Source organism: Marinobacter caseinilyticus (assembly GCF_011074955.1).
In the GTDB taxonomy this organism is placed as follows: Bacteria; Pseudomonadota; Gammaproteobacteria; order Pseudomonadales; family Oleiphilaceae; genus Marinobacter; species Marinobacter caseinilyticus.
The window spans coordinates 53,966-70,525 of record NZ_WUQJ01000034.1; the positions used below are offsets into that span (position 1 = coordinate 53,966).

A 16,560-nucleotide genomic window follows, 5' to 3' on the forward strand; every position below is an offset into this window, starting at 1 on the left:
CTCCAGAGGGGCTATTCGTCGGGCGCCCGCAACTCACTGGATACTGCAGGCCAGTGATCCTGTGAACACATCGGTGGGGAGGACGGCGTGCGCCATCAGTTTCGGGCGCAGTCAGGGCTTGCGCACACTCAGCACCCCTTCCAGGTCTGAGCAGTCCACCATGGGGTCATCCAGATCCAACAGCACCTCCGATCTGGCGAGGGTCCAGGCTTTGCCCGTAATCTCGCTGCTCATGGCCGGATAAGACCCTACCTGGGCCGCCCCCAGCACGGTGCCAATGAATGAACTGCCTCGGGGTGAGATGGTTTCAATCCACTGGCCATCCTTGATTTCACCGCGCTCGTACATCAGCGCCAGGCGAGCCGTGGTGCCGGTGCCGGTTGGGCTTCGGCATATAACACCGGGATGAACGTAAGTGGCCGAGCGGGACCTGAAGCCGCCATTGGCGACGGTTCCCACCGGCCCCATGAGGTGAATAAAGGGCAATGGCCCGACCTCCCCGAGCAATGGGTGCTCCCGGGTCACAGACGGTCGCGCCGCCTCCACAAAGGCCCGGCCAAACACCGCCAACGCGGGCATCTCGTCCGCCACCAGACCGAACCCGAGGGTGCTGGCTTCCACCATGGCAAAGTAGGCCCCACTCCAGACCAGATCAAAGGCTACCTCGCCGAAACCTGGCACTGTCACCACCCGGCCGGCTTCCGAGACAAACGCCGGTTCACTGCGAGTCGTGATGGATTGCACCCGGTCGTTGTGGTTTTGCGCGGTAATGTAGACAAGCCCGGCGGGTGATTCCAGCACCAATTCCTGTTCGCCCTCCACCATGGGCACCAAACCGGATTGCAGAATGGCGGTGGCGGTACAAATGGTGTTGGACCCCGAGTAAAGCGGGTAGCCCATGGCTTCCATGATGATGTAGCCGGCCTGTGCTTTGGGGTTGCCCGGCGGCACCAGTAAGTCAATGGACATGAAGGGGTCGCCGTAGGGCTCGTTGAGCAACCAGCGTCGGAAGCCGTCCCCGTGTGCCTGAATGTAGCGCATCTGCTCGAGCACCGACCCACCGGGCAAGTGCCCGACGCCACCCGTCACGATGCGGCTGACGTCGCCACCGGATTGCATGTCCACCAATTGCACCGAACGAACGCGGTCGTCAGGACTTGGCATAACGCGCCCCAAATTGCTCCCACTTGCTGTCCGGCACCACCACCAGCTTGCCGATGTAGGTCTTGGCCATAAAAGCGGTTTGGGCTGCGTGAAAATCGGAAAGCTTATAGGTGCGATCCAGTAACGATCGGATCTTGCCCGCCTCAATGTAGCTCAGCAGCCGCCGAAAGGCCTTTCGCGTGCCTTGGGAGGAGCCATGCAACTCCTGCTGCTTCAGGTACAGGGTTCGCAGGTCAAGCTGAACCACCGGCCCTCCGATGGCGCCCGCCGTGGTGTAACGTCCTTCGGGTTTGAGAATGCGCAACAGGTCATTGAACATATCGCCGGCAACCAGGTCAGCCACAACATCGATCGGCTGACCATCGGTCACAGTTTCAACCTGCTCCACCAGATCGCCTTCGCCCCGGAGCACCGTGGCCTCGGCGCCAATGGCTTTCATAGCGTCGGATTTTTCCCGCGTTGTGACGGCATATGGAATCGCCCCACGGGCCCGGGCGAGCTGAATTATGGCGGAACCCACACCGCCGGAAGCACCCGTAACCAGGATGCGATCGCCCGCCGACAGCCTGGCCCGGTCGAGCATGTGCTCCCCCGTCAGGTAAGCGCAGGAAAAGGTCGCCAGCTCGGCGTCGGTCATGTCGGTTTTAACGGTATGGGCATTGGCGGAGGGCACAACGGTATACTCGGCGTATCCGCCGTCCCGCCCGTGGCCGATGTAATCAATGTCCGCCAGGCTGTCATCACCCTCGGGACGGTTGTAAATGCTGAAATCGACGATGACCCGTTCGCCGATCCTTGCTTCCGGCACGCCCTGCCCCACGGCAACGATGTTGCCGACGGTGTCGGTGCCCTGTATGCGCGGAAACGTCAGGGTCGAACGCCCTCGCCGCCAGGTGCTGACGGCGTCGGGATCGGTGTCACTGCCATAGGCGCCTTCGCGGACCCAGACATCGGTGTTGTTCATTCCGCACGCGCTGACTTCAATCAGCACTTCACCTGTTTCCGGCTGGGGCACGGGCACGTCGTGTCGGTAAACCAGCTTATCCAGGCCACCGTGTCCGATGAGCTGAACCGCTTTCATGATACGGGGAATCATAGCGACCTCCTATCTGGAAACCGGTATACCTAGGGGTTCTCCAAATAGAGTAGGCCATTTTTCAGGCGGCGTCAGGAGGTCTGGTGAATTTATCGCGCAATGACTTTATAAACCGGACGCAGGCGCGGTATCTGCTTTAACACGACCTGAATGACCGTCATCAATGGCACCGCCAGCAATACGCCCACCGGCCCCCAGAGCCAACCCCAAAAGAAAATGGAGATAAAGATAACCACCGGGTTGATGGCCATTCGAAAACCATGAATGTGGGGTTCTATGAAGAAGCCGACCAACGATGTCAGTGCCAGGTAGCCCAGGGGCGCAACCGCCATCTTCCAGACCACGTCCAGGCTGGTGGCGGACACCACCGCCAGCAGCACAATGGTGACGATCACCCCCAGGTACGGCACAAACCGGGTCAGCCCTGCGAGCAATCCCCAAACCACCGGTGATGGAAGGCCAATGGCCCAGGCCAAGACACCCGTAGCGATGCCCACCAGTGAGTTGCTGATGCCAATCACCGCCAGATACCGGGCAATTTCCTGTTGCGAATCCCGCACGATGTGAAGCATGGCCCTGCGCTCGCCCCGGGGCATTTGCCGAACCAGGTTTTGAATCAGACGGTCGCCACTGACCAGCAAGAAGTACGTCAGAGCCAACGCCAGCGCCAGACCCGCGAGACCGTTCTGGGTCTTGGTAGCCAGTTTGCTGCGCCAGGAATCCGTTTTCAGCACCACCGTATTGTTTTCAACGCTGGCACCTTCATCTGCCAGCGCCTCCATCGACTTCTCAACTTCCGACGCCGACCTCTGCACCTTGCTGATCTTGTCCTTGATTTCCCTGCCACCCACCAGCAGTCTTGAGATGCCTTCCGGCGCTCTTTCCGCCCATTCCAGGGCAGGCTGGGCAACCGCCCAACCCAGACCGGCCATGCCTGCCACCAGCACAAGAATCAGCACCAGCGCTGTTACCATTCTTGGGATCCGCCAATGGCGGTACGCCTTTTTGACCAACGGGGATAACAACAGACTGGTCAGCACCGCCAGAATGATCGGCAGCACAATCTCGTGCGCAACATAGAGGGTGTAAAGCACGCCCAGGGTGAACAAGCCGTACAGGGGTGTGGCAATGTCGGAGGAAACCCAGATCCGACGCGACTCGTCGGAGGATTCCGGGGGGTTGTGCTCTTGCGAGTTTACGGGCGGCTGTTCGTCCATTGGTGTTGTCTAAGGGATCTCTGAATAAGTCTATTGAGCTTCTGCAAGCCTTGAGGGGTGGCCCCTGACAACCGGGGCCTGCGTTGCGCTTTCTTGTAACGCAACCAGCCTTCCGGCGAAGTCTCGACTTGACTCCGGCTGCGGTGGCAGCCGGAATCGTCAATCGACCCATGCAGAAGTTCCCTAACTCCCAGAGGTTCCCTAACTCCCTGTCTGCTTTGTGGAAGCACAAGCCGTCCGTGTTCAGCCCTGCCTGTGGTCAGCTTGGCTCATGATAGTAAAAGCGCTGGATGCTGGAGAAGTCCAGGGCGCCACTGCCCTGACTGGCGTGGAGTTCAAACAGATTGCGGGCCAGTGCACCCATGGGCACGGCCGCATGGTTTTTCACCGCGTTGTCTAATGCCAGGCCAAGGTCCTTGTTCATCAGGTTGACCAGGAAACCGCCCTCATAATCACGGGACGCAGGCACTCCCTCCATCACACCCGGCCATGGATTGTAGACGTTCAGTGCCCAGTTACCACCCGAGCTCTGTTTCATGATCTCCGACAGCACGGAGGGGTCCAGACCATTTTTAACGCCCAGCGCCAGCGCCTCGCTGGTGCCACTCATCAATATCGCCAGCAGCATGTTATTGCAGATCTTGGCGACTTGACCCGCACCGTGAGGTCCTGCGTGGAAAATATTCTTGCCCATGCCCTCAAGGATGGGTTTGGCCTGTTTAAACCCCTCGGCCTCGCCACCGCAGATAAAGGTCAAGGTGCCCGCTTTGGCGCCACCGACACCACCGGAGACCGGCGCATCCATAAAGGTAATCTGACGTTCGGTGGCCGCCTCTGCGACTTTGCGGGCGGTTTCCGGAGCAATGGTAGACGAGTCAATCACCAAGGTGTCACTGGACAAATCCGCTAACAGACCATTCTCCCCCAGGTACACAGTCTCCACGTGCTGGCCTGCTGGTAGCATGGTGATCACGCAGTCTGCATTTTGAGCCGCCTCCTGCACGGTGGCCGCGCTTTTTGCGCCTTCACTCACCAGGGTGTTGACCGCCGCTTCTGACAAATCGAAGACGGTCAGGCTGTGGCCCGTCCGAATCAGATTCGACGCCATGGGACCGCCCATGTTGCCCAGACCGATAAACGCAATATTCGCCATGATACTTCTCCTTGTTGTGATTCTTGTCTTTGTAGTGATGGAGCGCGCCACCGGCTTACGTAAAAAATTCATCCATCCAGGCGGGAGACACGTCCTCCAGTGACGGACAGTGCCATCGTGGGTTGCGATCCTTATCGATCAGCAGCGCCCGAATGCCTTCGGCAAACTCACCTTTTTTCAAACAACGAATGGACAATGACAGCTCCTTGGCAAACACCTCGCTCAAACTGTCGTGCCGGGTGCTTTGCAGGTGTTGCCAAAGAATCGCCAATGACGTCGGCGAGGCCGATGCCAGCGACGCAACGGCTTTTGCCAGCCAGGCATCCCCGTCACTCGCCTGCTTCAGGTTCGAGACGACCTCCACCAGTGTGTCGGCATCGGTTAATGCCTGAATGTCATCAAAGTGGTTACGTACCTCAGAGTCCGGCAGCGCTTCTCGAGACTGCGACTCAAATTGACGCAAAACCTTGTTTACTCCGGCATGGGGCGCATCACTCAAGTGGGCCTGCTGCAGTGCTTGCAGTACGTCCATCTTGCGCTCATGACAGATAAATCGGTCCGCCAGCCCAACGAACAGAGCGTCGGCGGCTTTTATGTGCGCGCCCGTCAACCCCAGGAACAGACCGGTGCGCCCTGGCATCCGGTTCAGAAACCAACCCGCGCCAACGTCCGGGTACAACCCAATGGTGACCTCTGGCATTGCCAGGCGCGAACGCTCCGTCACCACCCGGTGGGAGGCTCCAACCATGAGCCCCATACCGCCACCCATCACGATGCCGTTACCCCACACGATCAGTGGCTTGGCGTAGTTGTGAATCATCTGATCCAGTTCGTATTCGAGGGTAAAGAAGGTCTCACCTTCGCTGGCCGAACGGTGGTCGGGCCGGGGTTCGGTCATGTCGCGATACAGCGCCACCACATCGCCTCCGGCGCAGAAGGCTTTATCGCCATCGCCTTCCAGCCAGACCGCGACCACCGCCTCGTTGTCCGCCCACAGCGCCAGTTGACGCTCCAGCAGTTTGATCATTTCCAGCGACAGCGCATTCATGGCGCGCGGCACCTGCAACCGGGCAACCCCAAGCAGGCAGCCGTCGGCCGTGGCGATTTCTTCAAAAAATACAGGTTGATTGGTCATAGCTCAGATCCGCTGTCGTTATCGGTTTTTCCATTCGGGCGCGCGCTTTTCCAGAAACGCGTTCACACCTTCCCGCTGATCTTCGGTGCTGAACAGTTCGACAAACAGTTCACGCTCCATGCGCCAGCCGTCACGGTGGCTGCGACCGTCGCGAGCGCTCATCACCAGGGTTTTGCAGCGGGCCACAGAGGACGGGCTTTGCTGGCTCGCCAAAGCCGCCAAGGCCAGTGCTTTTTCCAGCGCCTCTCCGGCGGGCACGACTTCTTCCACCAAGCCAATGCGCTCTGCCCGGTCAGCCTTGATCCGCTCACCACACAGTATCATCCGTTTAGCCCAGCCCTCGCCCACCAGCCAGGGCAGGTTTTGGGTGCCGCCGGCGCAGGGCAGCAAGCCGACTTTAGCTTCCGGCAGTGCCATCTGTGCATGCTCCTCGGCGATGCGCAAATCACAGGCCAACGCACATTCCAGGCCGCCGCCCATGGCATAGCCATTGATGGCCGCGATGGACACGCCCCGGAACTGGCTCAAGGCATCAAACGCCCGACCAAATGCCATCGCCATCTCACTGGCGTTGCCAACATCGCCATCGGCAAAGGTTTTCAAGTCCGCCCCGGCCGAGAAGAACTTTTCGCCCTGCCCGGTAAGCACCAGGGCGTAGATGTTTTTATCGGCGTTCAGGTCAGCGATGGTCGCTTCCAGCGCGTCCAGTGAGGCTTTGGTCCAGGTATTGGCCGGCGGGTTGTTGATGGTAACAATCGCCGTATGTTCGCGTTTTTCCAACTGAATCAGTGAACTCATGTGAGGTCTCTCTTAGTTGTTTGGGGCACGTTATGCCTGGCCCGTACTATTGGCTTCTCGACGGATCGTCGTTGCCTGCGCGTACAGTGGCGGCTATTGCGTCGCCTCCGCTACCCCGGGCTCCAGCAGCCGGCGGGCAACAATCAGGCGCATGATTTCATTGGTGCCTTCCAGAATCTGGTGCACTCGCAAATCGCGAAGGTAGCGCTCCAGCGGATATTCCCGGATATAGCCATAACCGCCGTGAAGCTGAAGCGCGTCATTGGCAACATCAAAGCAGGCATCGGTGGCAAACCGTTTGGCCATGGCGCAATGCAAAGTGGCTTCGGTATCGCCCTGATCGAGCTTGAACGCACCCAGGCGCACCATCTGCCGAGCTGCCACCAGGTTGGTCGCCATGTCAGCCAGTTTGAACTGCAATGCCTGAAAGCCTGCCAGGGCCTGGCCAAACTGCTCGCGCTCATGGAGGTAATTGCGGGCTCGCAGCAGTGCCGCTTGAGCGCCACCCAAGGAACAGGTGGCGATGTTCAGACGGCCGCCGTCCAACCCCTTCATGGCAATTTTAAAGCCCTCACCCTCTGAGCCGAGCCGGTTGTCGGCCGACACGCGCACATTATCAAAGGTGATCTGACGGGTCGGCTGACTGTTCCAGCCCATTTTCTCTTCCGATTTACCGTAATGAATGCCTTCGCTGTCAGCTGGCACCACCAGTGCAGTGATGCCCTTAACGCCGCTATCCGGTGCGCCTGTCCGCGCCATCACCACCAGCATTTGGGTGCTGCCGGCGCCGGAAATGAACACCTTGCTGCCATTCAGGATGTAATTGTCACCCTCAAGGACCGCACGGGTGCGCAAACTGCCGGCATCCGACCCCGCTCCGGGCTCGGTCAGACAGTACGACCCCAGCCACTCACCGCTGGCCATTCGGGGCGCGACCGTCTGCTTCACCGTCTCGCTGCCAAACATGGCGACCATCCAGGTCGCCATGTTGTGAATGGTGATGTAGGCCGCCGTTGAGGGGCAGGCTGCGGCCAACTCTTCCACAATCACCGAGGTGTCGAGACGGGACAGCCCCATCCCACCTTCAGTTTCAGGGGTGTAGAGGCCACAGAACCCCATCTCACCGGCCTCGCGAATCACCTCCACCGGGAAGTGATGGTCGCGATCCCAGGCCGCCGCATGCGGTGCCATCGCTTTTTCAGCGAAGGCACGTGCCGCTTCCCGAAACGCCTGCTGATCTTCCGTCAGGTCGAAATTCATGGCGGCACCCGTTAGCGCATGCGGATAGAGAAATTGGTTTCCGTGCTGGCATCGCTGCTGAACCAACGGGCAGTGATGGTTTTGGTTTCGGTGTAAAAGCGCACGGCCTGCTTGCCATAAGCGTGCTGGTCGCCGTAAAACGAGCCTTTCCACCCCGTGAAGGAGAAGAACGGCAGTGGAACCGGAATCGGAATATTGATACCGACCTGACCCACTTCGATTTCGTGCTGATAACGACGGGCAGCGCCACCGGAATTGGTGAACAGCGAGGTGCCGTTGCCGTAGGGGCTGTTGTTCACCAGATCAATGGCGTCACCCAGGGTATCGACTTCCATACAGGCCAACACGGGGCCGAAAACTTCTTCCTTGTAAATCGCCATGTCCGGCTTAACCCCGGAAAACAGCGTCGGTCCGACCCAGTTGCCATCGGGCAGATCGGTAACGGTGCAGCCCCGTCCATCCAGCAGCAAAGTAGCGCCTTCGGCTTCGCCCTGGCCAATCAGGTTCTCAATCCGGGCCTTGGCTTGCGGGCTGATCACCGGGCCGTAGCTTGCGCCCTTGTCATTCCACGCGCCGGGACGTACATCCGCCAGCGCCTGTTTCACGTCTGGAATCCAATCCTGGGCTTCACCGACGAAGACCGCCACGGAGATAGCCATACACCGCTGACCGGCCGCGCCTACCGAGGCACCTACCAGGGCATTGATTACCTGCTGTTTGTCTGCATCGGGCAGAACCACCATGTGGTTCTTGGCACCGGCAAAACTCTGCACCCGTTTCATGTTGCGCGTGCCGGTTTCATAAATGTAGCGCCCCACCGGCACTGAACCGACAAACGACACGGCCTTAATTGCCGGGTCCGTCAACAGCACATCGACCTGGTCCTTGCCGCCGTGAACGACCTGCAATACGCCTTTGGGCGCACCGGCTTCTTCAAACAGCTCGGCCAGGCGCATGGGCGTTAACGGATCCTGCTCGGACGGTTTGAGGATAAACGTGTTACCGCAGGCAATGGCCAAGGGGAACATCCACAGCGGTATCATCGCCGGGAAGTTAAACGGGGTGATGCCCGCGCATACGCCCAGCGGCTGGATATAGGAATAGGTATCGATTTCACGGGCCACGTTCTCAACGGTTTCGCCCATCATCAGGGAAGGCACATTGGCGGCGTGCTCAACCACTTCGATGCCTCGCCATACATCGCCCTTGGCGTCCTCAAAGGTCTTACCGGTTTCCTGGGACAGGATTTCGGCAATTTCATCGTGGTGTTCCTTCAGCAGGCCCTGGTAGCGCATCATTACGCGGGCACGCTCGGAAACCGGCACTTCTTTCCAGCTTTTAAAGACTTCACCGGCGTGATCAATCGCCCGGCGCATTTCATCGTCAGTGGTACAGGGAACGCGGGCAATGACTTCATTGGTGGCCGGATTGGTGACATCGATCCAGTCTTGCGTCTGGCTCTGAACGAATTCACCACCGAGATAGAGCGGAACATTTTTCATGATGAGGTCCTTGTGATTGTTGTGGTATTCGGGACACGGCATTTACCTATCCCTTGATGCTAGCACAGCTGCGGGCGCTTTCATGATTGACTAAATTTCGAGCTTGATGGACTATATTTCGATAACTCCGCACGCAATGGTTCGACCTGATGGCACAAACATCGCAATGGCCAGTACCCGCCGACAGCATCCGCTATGTCATTCCAGCCCCTGTTATCAGGGTGTTATCCCGACATCCACTGACCCGGGATCTGTACCCCCTGGCTTTTGGCCATTACCGGAAAGCCGCTGGACACCATATGCACCGGGAGCACCATAACGACGATCTTTTGATTTACTGCACGGAGGGTCAGGCGTACCTGAGCGTTGAAGACGAACCCTGCGTGGTGCGCGCCGGTGACCTGCTGTTGCTGCCCGCCGGCGCCGCCCACCGCTACACCGCCGCACCCGAAAACCCCTGGACCATCCACTGGGTGCACTACGCCGGTCCGCTGGCCGCCGACTTTCGACAACACATGGGGTTCAGCGACGATATCCGGAAACGCCACCTGGGCCGCCAGGCCCGCCTGCTGGTCGACTTCAACGGGCTACTCTCGGTGCGGCAGACGGGGTTTCGGACTCCAGGGCTGGTCCATGTGGCGAATCGCCTGCGTCAGTTGCTGGCGGCCATTCCACTCAGCGCCGACGCCCAGCCCCATGCCCAACAACTGGACCTGGAAACCATTCACAGCTTTATGCGTGAACATCTGGATGAGCGGCTCAGCCTGGCTCAACTGGCCGATCTCGCGGGCCTGTCCGCCGCCCACTTTGCGACCCGCTACCGGGCCTTGACCGGGGTCTCCCCGATCCAGCATTTCCTTCACCTCAAGGTGGAACAGGCCTGCCAGATAATGGATACCACCGAGCTTTCGTTTACCCAGATCAGCGCACGGCTCGGCTATGACGACAACTATTATTTTTCCCGGTTGTTCAAGAAAGTGATGGGCCAGTCCCCGACGGATTACCGGCACACCAGCCGGCATTGATCTGAAGGCCTGCACGGGACGGACGCCGTGCAGGCCAAAACCGATGACAGCAGGCACTGCATCTTTTGCTGGATCCCATAACCGGATAGTCTGTCAGGTATCGGGTCATTCGAATACAGTAATACAAGGCAACACTATGGCAACGTATATTATTGAAATTGAAGATACTTTTTCGATTCCAAGAGAGAAGGTCTTTGCTTTGTTTGCCGACCACAAGCGGTTTGGTGAATTACTCGGCGCACCAGTAAAGCGCATCAAGGACAGCGATCAGGCCGACCCCAATGGCATCGGGTCTGTTCGCAAGATCGGCATTGGACCCATTGGCCTGGAAGAGACCGTCATCGGGTTCGATCCGGATTCATTGATTGAATACACCATTACCAGTCTCAGCCCACTTCGAAATCACATGGGCCGCATTCGGTTTGCCGACACGGCGGATGGCCAGACCCAGGTGAGATACACCATCACGTTTGAGGATATCATTCCGTTCACCGGCAAACTCATCCACGCGGCACTGGAAAATGGCATTCGCAAAGGCATTCGACGGGTCCCGAAACTGGCCTGAGCAAGGAAGGATATTTTCAACTCAAGGAACCCTCAAGGAACGCCCTATGAACTGCGTACGCACCCCGGATACCCGATTCAAACGTCTGCTCGACTACCCCTTCGAGCCGCACTACGCCGACATCGACGGCATACGCATGCACTACCTCGACGAGGGTCCGCGTGATGCCAAGCCTGTCCTCATGCTTCATGGTGAGCCGTCCTGGTCGTACCTGTACCGCCATATGATTCCCATATGCGCGGCGGCCGGGCACCGCGTCATTGCCCCTGACCTGATTGGCTTCGGCAAATCGGACAAGCCCGTCAACATTGACGATTACAGCTACCAGAGCCACATCGACTGGTTGCAGTCCCTGCTGGAACAACTCGATCTGCGCGACATCACGCTGGTGTGTCAGGATTGGGGCTCACTGCTGGGTCTGAGATTGGCGGCGGAGAATCCGGATCGTTTCCGCGCCATTGTGGTTGGTAACGGCATGCTGCCCACTGGTGACCAGGCCGTGCCCAAGGCATTCCAGCTATGGAAGGCGTTTGCGGTTTACAGCCCCTGGTTTCCCATTTCCAGAATCGTCAACGCGGGCAGTTTTCGGACCCTCGGGCCAGAGGAACGCCGCGCTTACGACGCTCCGTTCCCGAGCGGCAAGTACAAGGCCGGTACCCGGGCATTTCCAAAGCTGGTGCCGGTTACGCCCGACAATCCCGCCGCCGAAGCCAACCGAAAGGCGTGGGCAGTGCTGGAACAGTGGCAGAAGCCGTTCCTGACCACCTTCAGCAATGGTGACCCCATCATGCGTGGCGGCGACCGTTACATGCAGGACCGGATACCGGGCGCAAAAGGCCAGCCCCACGTCACCCTCACCGGCGGGCACTTCCTGCAGGAAGACTCTCCGGTGCAGTTCGCTCGAGCGATCAACGACTTGCTTGCTCGTATGACGAGCCACAGCGACTCGCCTACCCGATCAGCAACGTAAAGCCTGTGACGTCGGGGGACCACGCTGCCGCCGGCCTGGGTCCCAACCGGTTCAGGCCAAACGGCAGCGACAGGGTGGCCTGATGCAGGTTTTAGGGTGGGCCTGGTTCTGGAGCGATGGTGTCGGCGCGCTCGCCGACTTAAACGGGGGAAGCACCCGGGTTGAGTTTACGCAGTATGTCGGCACACACCTGGTCATGGGTCAGGTCATCGCCAGGAACAACCACATCGGCGTAGGTTTGATAAAGCGCGTAACGCTCCCGGAACAACTCCGCAATGCTTTGATCCGCACGTTTGGAGATGCCGCGCAGGCTGAAGTCGCCAATGCGCTGCTCGACGGTGGCCAGACTGACGTCCAGAAACACGACCCGGCCGTGATGCTTCAGATGTGCCATGGCCGCCGCACTGTAAACGGCACTGCCACCGGTGGCGATCACATGGTTTTCATAATGCGCAGACAGCAATACCCGTTCTTCAATGCGGCGCAAGGCATCGTGTCCGTCACGATCGACAATGTCCTGCAGGGACCGGCCCTCCGAGGCCTGAATCAATAGGTCCGTATCTACGAAACCCATGGCGGCGTGCTTGGCCAGCAACACCCCGACGGTGCTTTTGCCGGAACCGGGCATGCCAATGAGTACAAGATTCGACTGTTTTGCCATGTGGTGCCTGTTGCCGTAAATCTGAGATGACTATCTATCGTAGAAAGCCGGGAGGCCGTTGTAAATCATCGGTTACACAATGGGCTTTGACGCTTGCAAACCACGACTGACGCCGGGCACGGTTTCGGCACCGCTGCCATCCGCCAGCGCAGGCCCGCGCTTAGCTAATGGGCGTCCTGAAACGGCGCCGGAGACGGGTCGCTGAACGCCTTTACCCGGGCGGCAAAATCACTGAAGCGCTCGCCCTGAATCAATACATGTTGCCGCAATTTATGCTCCGCCTGTTCGGCTTCCCCCGACTCAATGGCCATATAGATGTCGCGATGTTCCTGGATGGAGTTTGTCACCCGGCCACGGACCTGTAACTGCAACCGACGATAAGGCTTTAAGCGCTGCTTCAGTTGACGCGCTTCGGTGGCGAGGAAGGCGTTGTGGCTGGCATTGTAAATGGTGTTATGAAACTCTTCGTTTTCGTAATAGTAGTCGTCCGGGTCGGCCCGGATATCAGGGTCTTCACAGCGCAATAACGCCGCCTTCAACGCCGCTAACTCTTTCTCCGTGATCCGACGGGCCGCAAGCCGCCCGCACATTCCTTCCAGCTCCGCCATAACTTCAAACATTTCGATCAGTTGATCGAAACCCACCTTCACGACGAAGGTACCTTTCTTCGGTAATACCACAACCAGCCCACTGACGGCCAACTGCTGAATCGCCTCCCGAATGGGGGTTCGGGACACACTGAACTGCTTTGACAAGGCTTCCGGGTCCAGTCTCTCCCCGGGCACCAGACGACCATTGATAATGTCGTCTTCCAGGACATCTTTAAGCCTTTGGGCATTTGAACGCTTCACGCTGGCGTCACTCCGACAGTTGTGGGGATGGACTGGGCACTGTTGTTTTCGACTTTAGTCACTATCCATTGACAAGAGTATACACAAGAGACAATGATATATATATCAGCTATGCCTGATGGATATTACAAAAACAAAACCTCCGGAGAGGATTACTATGAAACTGCCTTTCGTAAAACTGGCCATCGCAGCCAGCCTATCGTTATCTTTCATCGGTGCAGCGGCCGCTGACACCACACTGCGAGTGTCGCACCAGTTCCCTGGCGGCAAGGGTGATGTCCGGGATGAAATGGTTCAGCTCATGGCCCGCGAGGTAAAAGCCGCGGATGTCGGACTGGAGCTGCAAGTCTACCCGGGACAGTCATTGTTCAAAGCAAAAGAGCAATGGGGTGCGCTGGTTCGCGGACGCCTGGACATGACCTCCCTGCCATTGGACTACGCCAGTGGACGCCATCCGGAATTCTCAGCCACGCTGATGCCCGGCCTGGTCCGGAGCCATGAACGCGCCCAACGGCTGAACGATTCCGAATTCATGGATATGATCAAAACCATCATCAACGATGCCGGTGCCCGAGTTCTGGCCGACGCGTGGCTGGCTGGTGGCTTTGCCTCCAACAAGCAATGCGTAACGTCACCAGAGACGGTGCAAGGCCAAACCATGCGAGCCGCCGGTCCGGCCTTTGATGAAATGCTGGCCACCGCAGGCGCATCCATTGCCTCGATGCCATCGTCTGAAATATACACCGCCATGCAAACCGGCGTTCTGGATGGCGCCAACACCTCTTCAGGTTCGTTTGTTTCCTACCGCATTTATGAGCAAGTCACCTGCCTGACTGCGCCGGGTGCCAACGCGCTTTGGTTCATGTATGAGCCGATTCTGATTTCAGAGCAAAGCTGGCAGAAACTCGATGAGACCCAGCAGAAAGCCCTGATGGCGGCGGCGGATAAAGCCGAGGCGTACTTTGCCAAAGAGGCTGCCGGTCTTGACCAGAAAATGGCCGATGTTTTCGCCGAGAACGGTGTCGAGGTAGTAAACATGTCACCCGAGAACTATCAGGCATGGCTCGATATTGCCAAGAAGAGCTCCTACAAGACGTTTGCAGAAAACGTACCCAACGGACAAGCCCTGATTGACGCGGCACTCTCCGTCGAATAAGCCACAAGCACTCCAATAACCGGGGCTTCAGCCCCGGTGCTATTGGCATCAATCCATGACGCCCCCATGCTGGGGCGATGCTTACAACACCCGGCTTTGGGGGTCTCATGTCCCACTCTGAATCTCAGTCTTTAACCTACTCAAAAACGTCGCAGAATGGCGTGATTGGGGGGTATATCCGTCTCATGGACACGCTTTCGGTTGCCACTGCTGTGTTTGCCGCCGTGTTGCTGGCTCTCGGTGTGCTGGCAGTTGTCGAGATGGTTTTCGTCCGTTACGTGCTCGGGGAAAGTACCGTTTGGCAAACGGAGTTTACGACCTTTGCCATTACCGCTGCCATGTTACTGGGCACACCTTACGTCCTGAAAACCGGCGGCCATGTCGCCGTCACCGTGCTGCCCGACGCCCTGCACGGACTACCGAAACGCATCATGCGCCTGGCCGCCTCGCTGGTCGGGCTTAGCTTCTGTCTCGCGCTGGCGTATGGCTCCTGGTACTACGTGTATGAGGCCTACAGCATGGAGTGGACCACCGGCACGGTGTGGAACCCGCCTCTGTGGCCTGCGGTGTTGCCCATGGCCGTCGGTATCAGCCTGTTATCGCTGCAATACGTAGCCGAAATTCTTCGTGGAGAGCTCTGATCATGGATCCCGTTACAAGTGGCATTCTGGTGGTGGTGGTGCTGTTGGTCCTGATGGCCATAGGCACGCCTATTGCCTTTGCGTTGGGCGCCGTCGCTCTCGGTGCGTTGATGCTGGACCGCGGCGTCGGCGAGCTTATTTATTTTGGTGAAACCTTTTTCGGCAATGTGGCCTCCTTCGGCTTTGTTGCCATCCCCATGTTTATTCTGATGGGTGCGGCCGTTGCCTCTTCCCCGACAGGCAGGGACCTTTACCGCTCACTGGACCTGTGGATGGGCAGGCTGCCGGGTGGACTGGCCATCTCAAACATTGCCGCCTGTTCGATTTTTGCCGCCCTGTCCGGGTCGTCGCCGGCCACCAGTGCGGCCATTGGCAAACTTGGCATCCCTGAGATGCGCAAGCGAGGCTATCCGGATGGGGTGGCTGCGGGTTGCATTGCCGCTGGCGGCACCCTTGGCATTCTGATTCCCCCCTCGGTCACCATGATCGTTTATGGCATCTCCACCGAAACGTCCATTGGCCGGTTGTTCATTGCCGGCGCCATGCCGGGCCTGATGCTGGCGGGGCTCTTTATGGTCTGGACGCTGATCGCCTGCAAGATGGCCGGTGGCTACAACAACCCCAACCCCGTTGCTGCGGCCGCCGCCCAAATCAAAGAAAACGTCGAAGGCAACATGAAGGCCCTGATCCGGGTACTGCCCTTCCTGGTGGTGGTGTGCGGCATCCTGTTTGCACTATACGGCGGCGTCGCCACGCCGTCGGAAGCCGCCGGTGTAGGTGCCTTCCTGTGTCTGGCACTGGCCATCATCGTTTACAGAATGTGGCAGGCCAAACCCATCGCCAACATCATGCGGGACGCTTTGCGCGAGAGCGTGATGATCATGCTGATCATTGCCACCGCGGAGGTTTTTGCCTTTGCCCTGTCGTCTTTGTTCATCACCCAAACCGTGGCCGGCGCAATCGCAGACCTGGAAGTCAACCGATGGGTCCTGATGGGCGTGATCAACCTGTTCCTGCTGGTGGCAGGTTTCTTCCTGCCGCCGGTGGCCGTGATTGTAATGGCCGCCCCCATCCTGCTGCCCATTATCCTGGCCGCCAATTTCGACCCCTATTGGTTTGCCGTCATCCTGACCATCAATCTGGAGATCGGTCTGATCACGCCCCCGGTTGGCCTGAATTTGTTCATCATAAAGGGTATCGCACCCGACATTGCCCTGCGGGACATATTGATGGGCAGTTTGCCTTATGCGCTGTGCATGGTGCTGGCCATCGTGCTGCTGTGCTTTTTCCCGGAAATTGTCACCTGGCTGCCGGATTTGATCATGGCGTCCTGATTCGCCCTTCAGGCTTCCGAACCTTCTAAGGC

At 58.5% G+C, this 16,560-nt stretch carries 16 protein-coding genes; 6 read left to right on the forward strand and 10 right to left on the reverse strand.

The window, feature by feature from the left end:
- Positions 1–111 precede the first annotated feature (111 nt).
- From GRX64_RS16915 to GRX64_RS16950, 8 genes are all read right to left on the reverse strand, one after another.
- Complete coding sequence (locus tag GRX64_RS16915) at positions 112–1,164, reverse strand: proline racemase family protein (RefSeq protein ID WP_166268925.1); 1,053 nt, start codon at positions 1,162–1,164, stop codon at positions 112–114.
- A complete protein-coding gene (locus GRX64_RS16920) occupies positions 1,151–2,260 on the reverse strand; it encodes an alcohol dehydrogenase family protein (protein WP_166268926.1) in 1,110 nt (369 codons plus the stop codon). The genes GRX64_RS16915 and GRX64_RS16920 overlap by 14 nt, the downstream gene beginning before the upstream one ends.
- Before the next feature lie 89 nt (positions 2,261–2,349).
- A complete protein-coding gene (locus tag GRX64_RS16925) occupies positions 2,350–3,477 on the reverse strand; it encodes an AI-2E family transporter (RefSeq protein WP_166268927.1) in 1,128 nt (375 codons plus the stop codon).
- Positions 3,478–3,736: 259 nt separating this feature from the next.
- Complete coding sequence (gene mmsB, locus GRX64_RS16930) at positions 3,737–4,630, reverse strand: 3-hydroxyisobutyrate dehydrogenase (RefSeq protein WP_166268928.1); 894 nt, start codon at positions 4,628–4,630, stop codon at positions 3,737–3,739.
- A gap of 55 nt (positions 4,631–4,685) precedes the next feature.
- Complete coding sequence (locus tag GRX64_RS16935) at positions 4,686–5,765, reverse strand: enoyl-CoA hydratase/isomerase family protein (protein ID WP_166268929.1); 1,080 nt, start codon at positions 5,763–5,765, stop codon at positions 4,686–4,688.
- A gap of 18 nt (positions 5,766–5,783) precedes the next feature.
- Positions 5,784–6,563, reverse strand: a complete 780-nt coding sequence (locus GRX64_RS16940) for an enoyl-CoA hydratase (RefSeq protein WP_166268930.1) — start codon at positions 6,561–6,563, stop codon at positions 5,784–5,786.
- 93 nt (positions 6,564–6,656) lie between these two features.
- Positions 6,657–7,823 (reverse strand): acyl-CoA dehydrogenase family protein, encoded by a 1,167-nt coding sequence (locus GRX64_RS16945; protein WP_166268931.1) that lies wholly within the window; start codon positions 7,821–7,823, stop codon positions 6,657–6,659.
- 11 nt (positions 7,824–7,834) lie between these two features.
- Positions 7,835–9,325 (reverse strand): CoA-acylating methylmalonate-semialdehyde dehydrogenase, encoded by a 1,491-nt coding sequence (locus GRX64_RS16950; protein WP_166268932.1) that lies wholly within the window; start codon positions 9,323–9,325, stop codon positions 7,835–7,837.
- A gap of 149 nt (positions 9,326–9,474) precedes the next feature.
- Between GRX64_RS16950 and GRX64_RS16955 the strand changes: the two genes are divergently transcribed.
- The 3 genes from GRX64_RS16955 (at position 9,475) to GRX64_RS16965 (ending at position 11,885) form a co-directional block, all read left to right on the forward strand.
- Complete coding sequence (locus tag GRX64_RS16955) at positions 9,475–10,350, forward strand: AraC family transcriptional regulator (RefSeq protein WP_166268933.1); 876 nt, start codon at positions 9,475–9,477, stop codon at positions 10,348–10,350.
- 136 nt (positions 10,351–10,486) lie between these two features.
- The gene (locus GRX64_RS16960; protein ID WP_166268934.1) at positions 10,487–10,915 is read left to right on the forward strand and encodes an SRPBCC family protein; all 429 of its coding nucleotides are present in this window, start codon (positions 10,487–10,489) and stop codon (positions 10,913–10,915) included.
- A gap of 46 nt (positions 10,916–10,961) precedes the next feature.
- On the forward strand, positions 10,962–11,885 hold the full coding sequence (locus GRX64_RS16965) for a haloalkane dehalogenase (protein ID WP_166268935.1): 924 nt from the start codon (positions 10,962–10,964) through the stop codon (positions 11,883–11,885).
- Between the two features lie 139 nt (positions 11,886–12,024).
- Here GRX64_RS16965 and GRX64_RS16970 read toward each other — a convergent pair whose 3' ends face one another.
- A complete protein-coding gene (locus GRX64_RS16970) occupies positions 12,025–12,546 on the reverse strand; it encodes a shikimate kinase (protein ID WP_166268936.1) in 522 nt (173 codons plus the stop codon).
- A gap of 164 nt (positions 12,547–12,710) precedes the next feature.
- Entirely contained in the window at positions 12,711–13,397 is a 687-nt protein-coding gene (locus GRX64_RS16975) for a GntR family transcriptional regulator (RefSeq protein ID WP_166268937.1), read from the reverse strand.
- Between the two features lie 157 nt (positions 13,398–13,554).
- On the opposite strand from GRX64_RS16975, the gene dctP reads away from it, so the two are divergent.
- From dctP to GRX64_RS16990, 3 genes are all read left to right on the forward strand, one after another.
- The gene (gene dctP, locus GRX64_RS16980; RefSeq protein ID WP_235937734.1) at positions 13,555–14,553 is read left to right on the forward strand and encodes a TRAP transporter substrate-binding protein DctP; all 999 of its coding nucleotides are present in this window, start codon (positions 13,555–13,557) and stop codon (positions 14,551–14,553) included.
- Between the two features lie 107 nt (positions 14,554–14,660).
- Positions 14,661–15,194 (forward strand): TRAP transporter small permease subunit, encoded by a 534-nt coding sequence (locus GRX64_RS16985; protein WP_235937735.1) that lies wholly within the window; start codon positions 14,661–14,663, stop codon positions 15,192–15,194.
- Between the two features lie 2 nt (positions 15,195–15,196).
- Positions 15,197–16,528, forward strand: coding sequence for a TRAP transporter large permease (locus GRX64_RS16990; RefSeq protein WP_166268939.1), 1,332 nt, complete (start codon positions 15,197–15,199; stop codon positions 16,526–16,528).
- The last annotated feature ends 32 nt before the right edge of the window (positions 16,529–16,560 follow it).

What these genes read in the sequence shown, in the direction of transcription:
- GRX64_RS16990 (WP_166268939.1), top strand. Translation starts at nt 15,197, where the DNA reads ATGGATCCCGTTACAAGTGGCATTCTGGTGGTGGTGGTGCTGTTGGTC.
- GRX64_RS16965 (WP_166268935.1), top strand. Translation starts at nt 10,962, where the DNA reads ATGAACTGCGTACGCACCCCGGATACCCGATTCAAACGTCTGCTCGAC.
- GRX64_RS16920 (WP_166268926.1), bottom strand. Translation starts at nt 2,260, where the DNA reads ATGATTCCCCGTATCATGAAAGCGGTTCAGCTCATCGGACACGGTGGC.
- GRX64_RS16915 (WP_166268925.1), bottom strand. Translation starts at nt 1,164, where the DNA reads ATGCCAAGTCCTGACGACCGCGTTCGTTCGGTGCAATTGGTGGACATG.
- GRX64_RS16970 (WP_166268936.1), bottom strand. Translation starts at nt 12,546, where the DNA reads ATGGCAAAACAGTCGAATCTTGTACTCATTGGCATGCCCGGTTCCGGC.
- GRX64_RS16935 (WP_166268929.1), bottom strand. Translation starts at nt 5,765, where the DNA reads ATGACCAATCAACCTGTATTTTTTGAAGAAATCGCCACGGCCGACGGC.
- GRX64_RS16950 (WP_166268932.1), bottom strand. Translation starts at nt 9,325, where the DNA reads ATGAAAAATGTTCCGCTCTATCTCGGTGGTGAATTCGTTCAGAGCCAG.
- dctP (WP_235937734.1), top strand. Translation starts at nt 13,555, where the DNA reads ATGAAACTGCCTTTCGTAAAACTGGCCATCGCAGCCAGCCTATCGTTA.
- GRX64_RS16960 (WP_166268934.1), top strand. Translation starts at nt 10,487, where the DNA reads ATGGCAACGTATATTATTGAAATTGAAGATACTTTTTCGATTCCAAGA.
- GRX64_RS16940 (WP_166268930.1), bottom strand. Translation starts at nt 6,563, where the DNA reads ATGAGTTCACTGATTCAGTTGGAAAAACGCGAACATACGGCGATTGTT.
- GRX64_RS16955 (WP_166268933.1), top strand. Translation starts at nt 9,475, where the DNA reads ATGGCACAAACATCGCAATGGCCAGTACCCGCCGACAGCATCCGCTAT.
- GRX64_RS16945 (WP_166268931.1), bottom strand. Translation starts at nt 7,823, where the DNA reads ATGAATTTCGACCTGACGGAAGATCAGCAGGCGTTTCGGGAAGCGGCA.
- GRX64_RS16985 (WP_235937735.1), top strand. Translation starts at nt 14,661, where the DNA reads ATGTCCCACTCTGAATCTCAGTCTTTAACCTACTCAAAAACGTCGCAG.
- mmsB (WP_166268928.1), bottom strand. Translation starts at nt 4,630, where the DNA reads ATGGCGAATATTGCGTTTATCGGTCTGGGCAACATGGGCGGTCCCATG.
- GRX64_RS16925 (WP_166268927.1), bottom strand. Translation starts at nt 3,477, where the DNA reads ATGGACGAACAGCCGCCCGTAAACTCGCAAGAGCACAACCCCCCGGAA.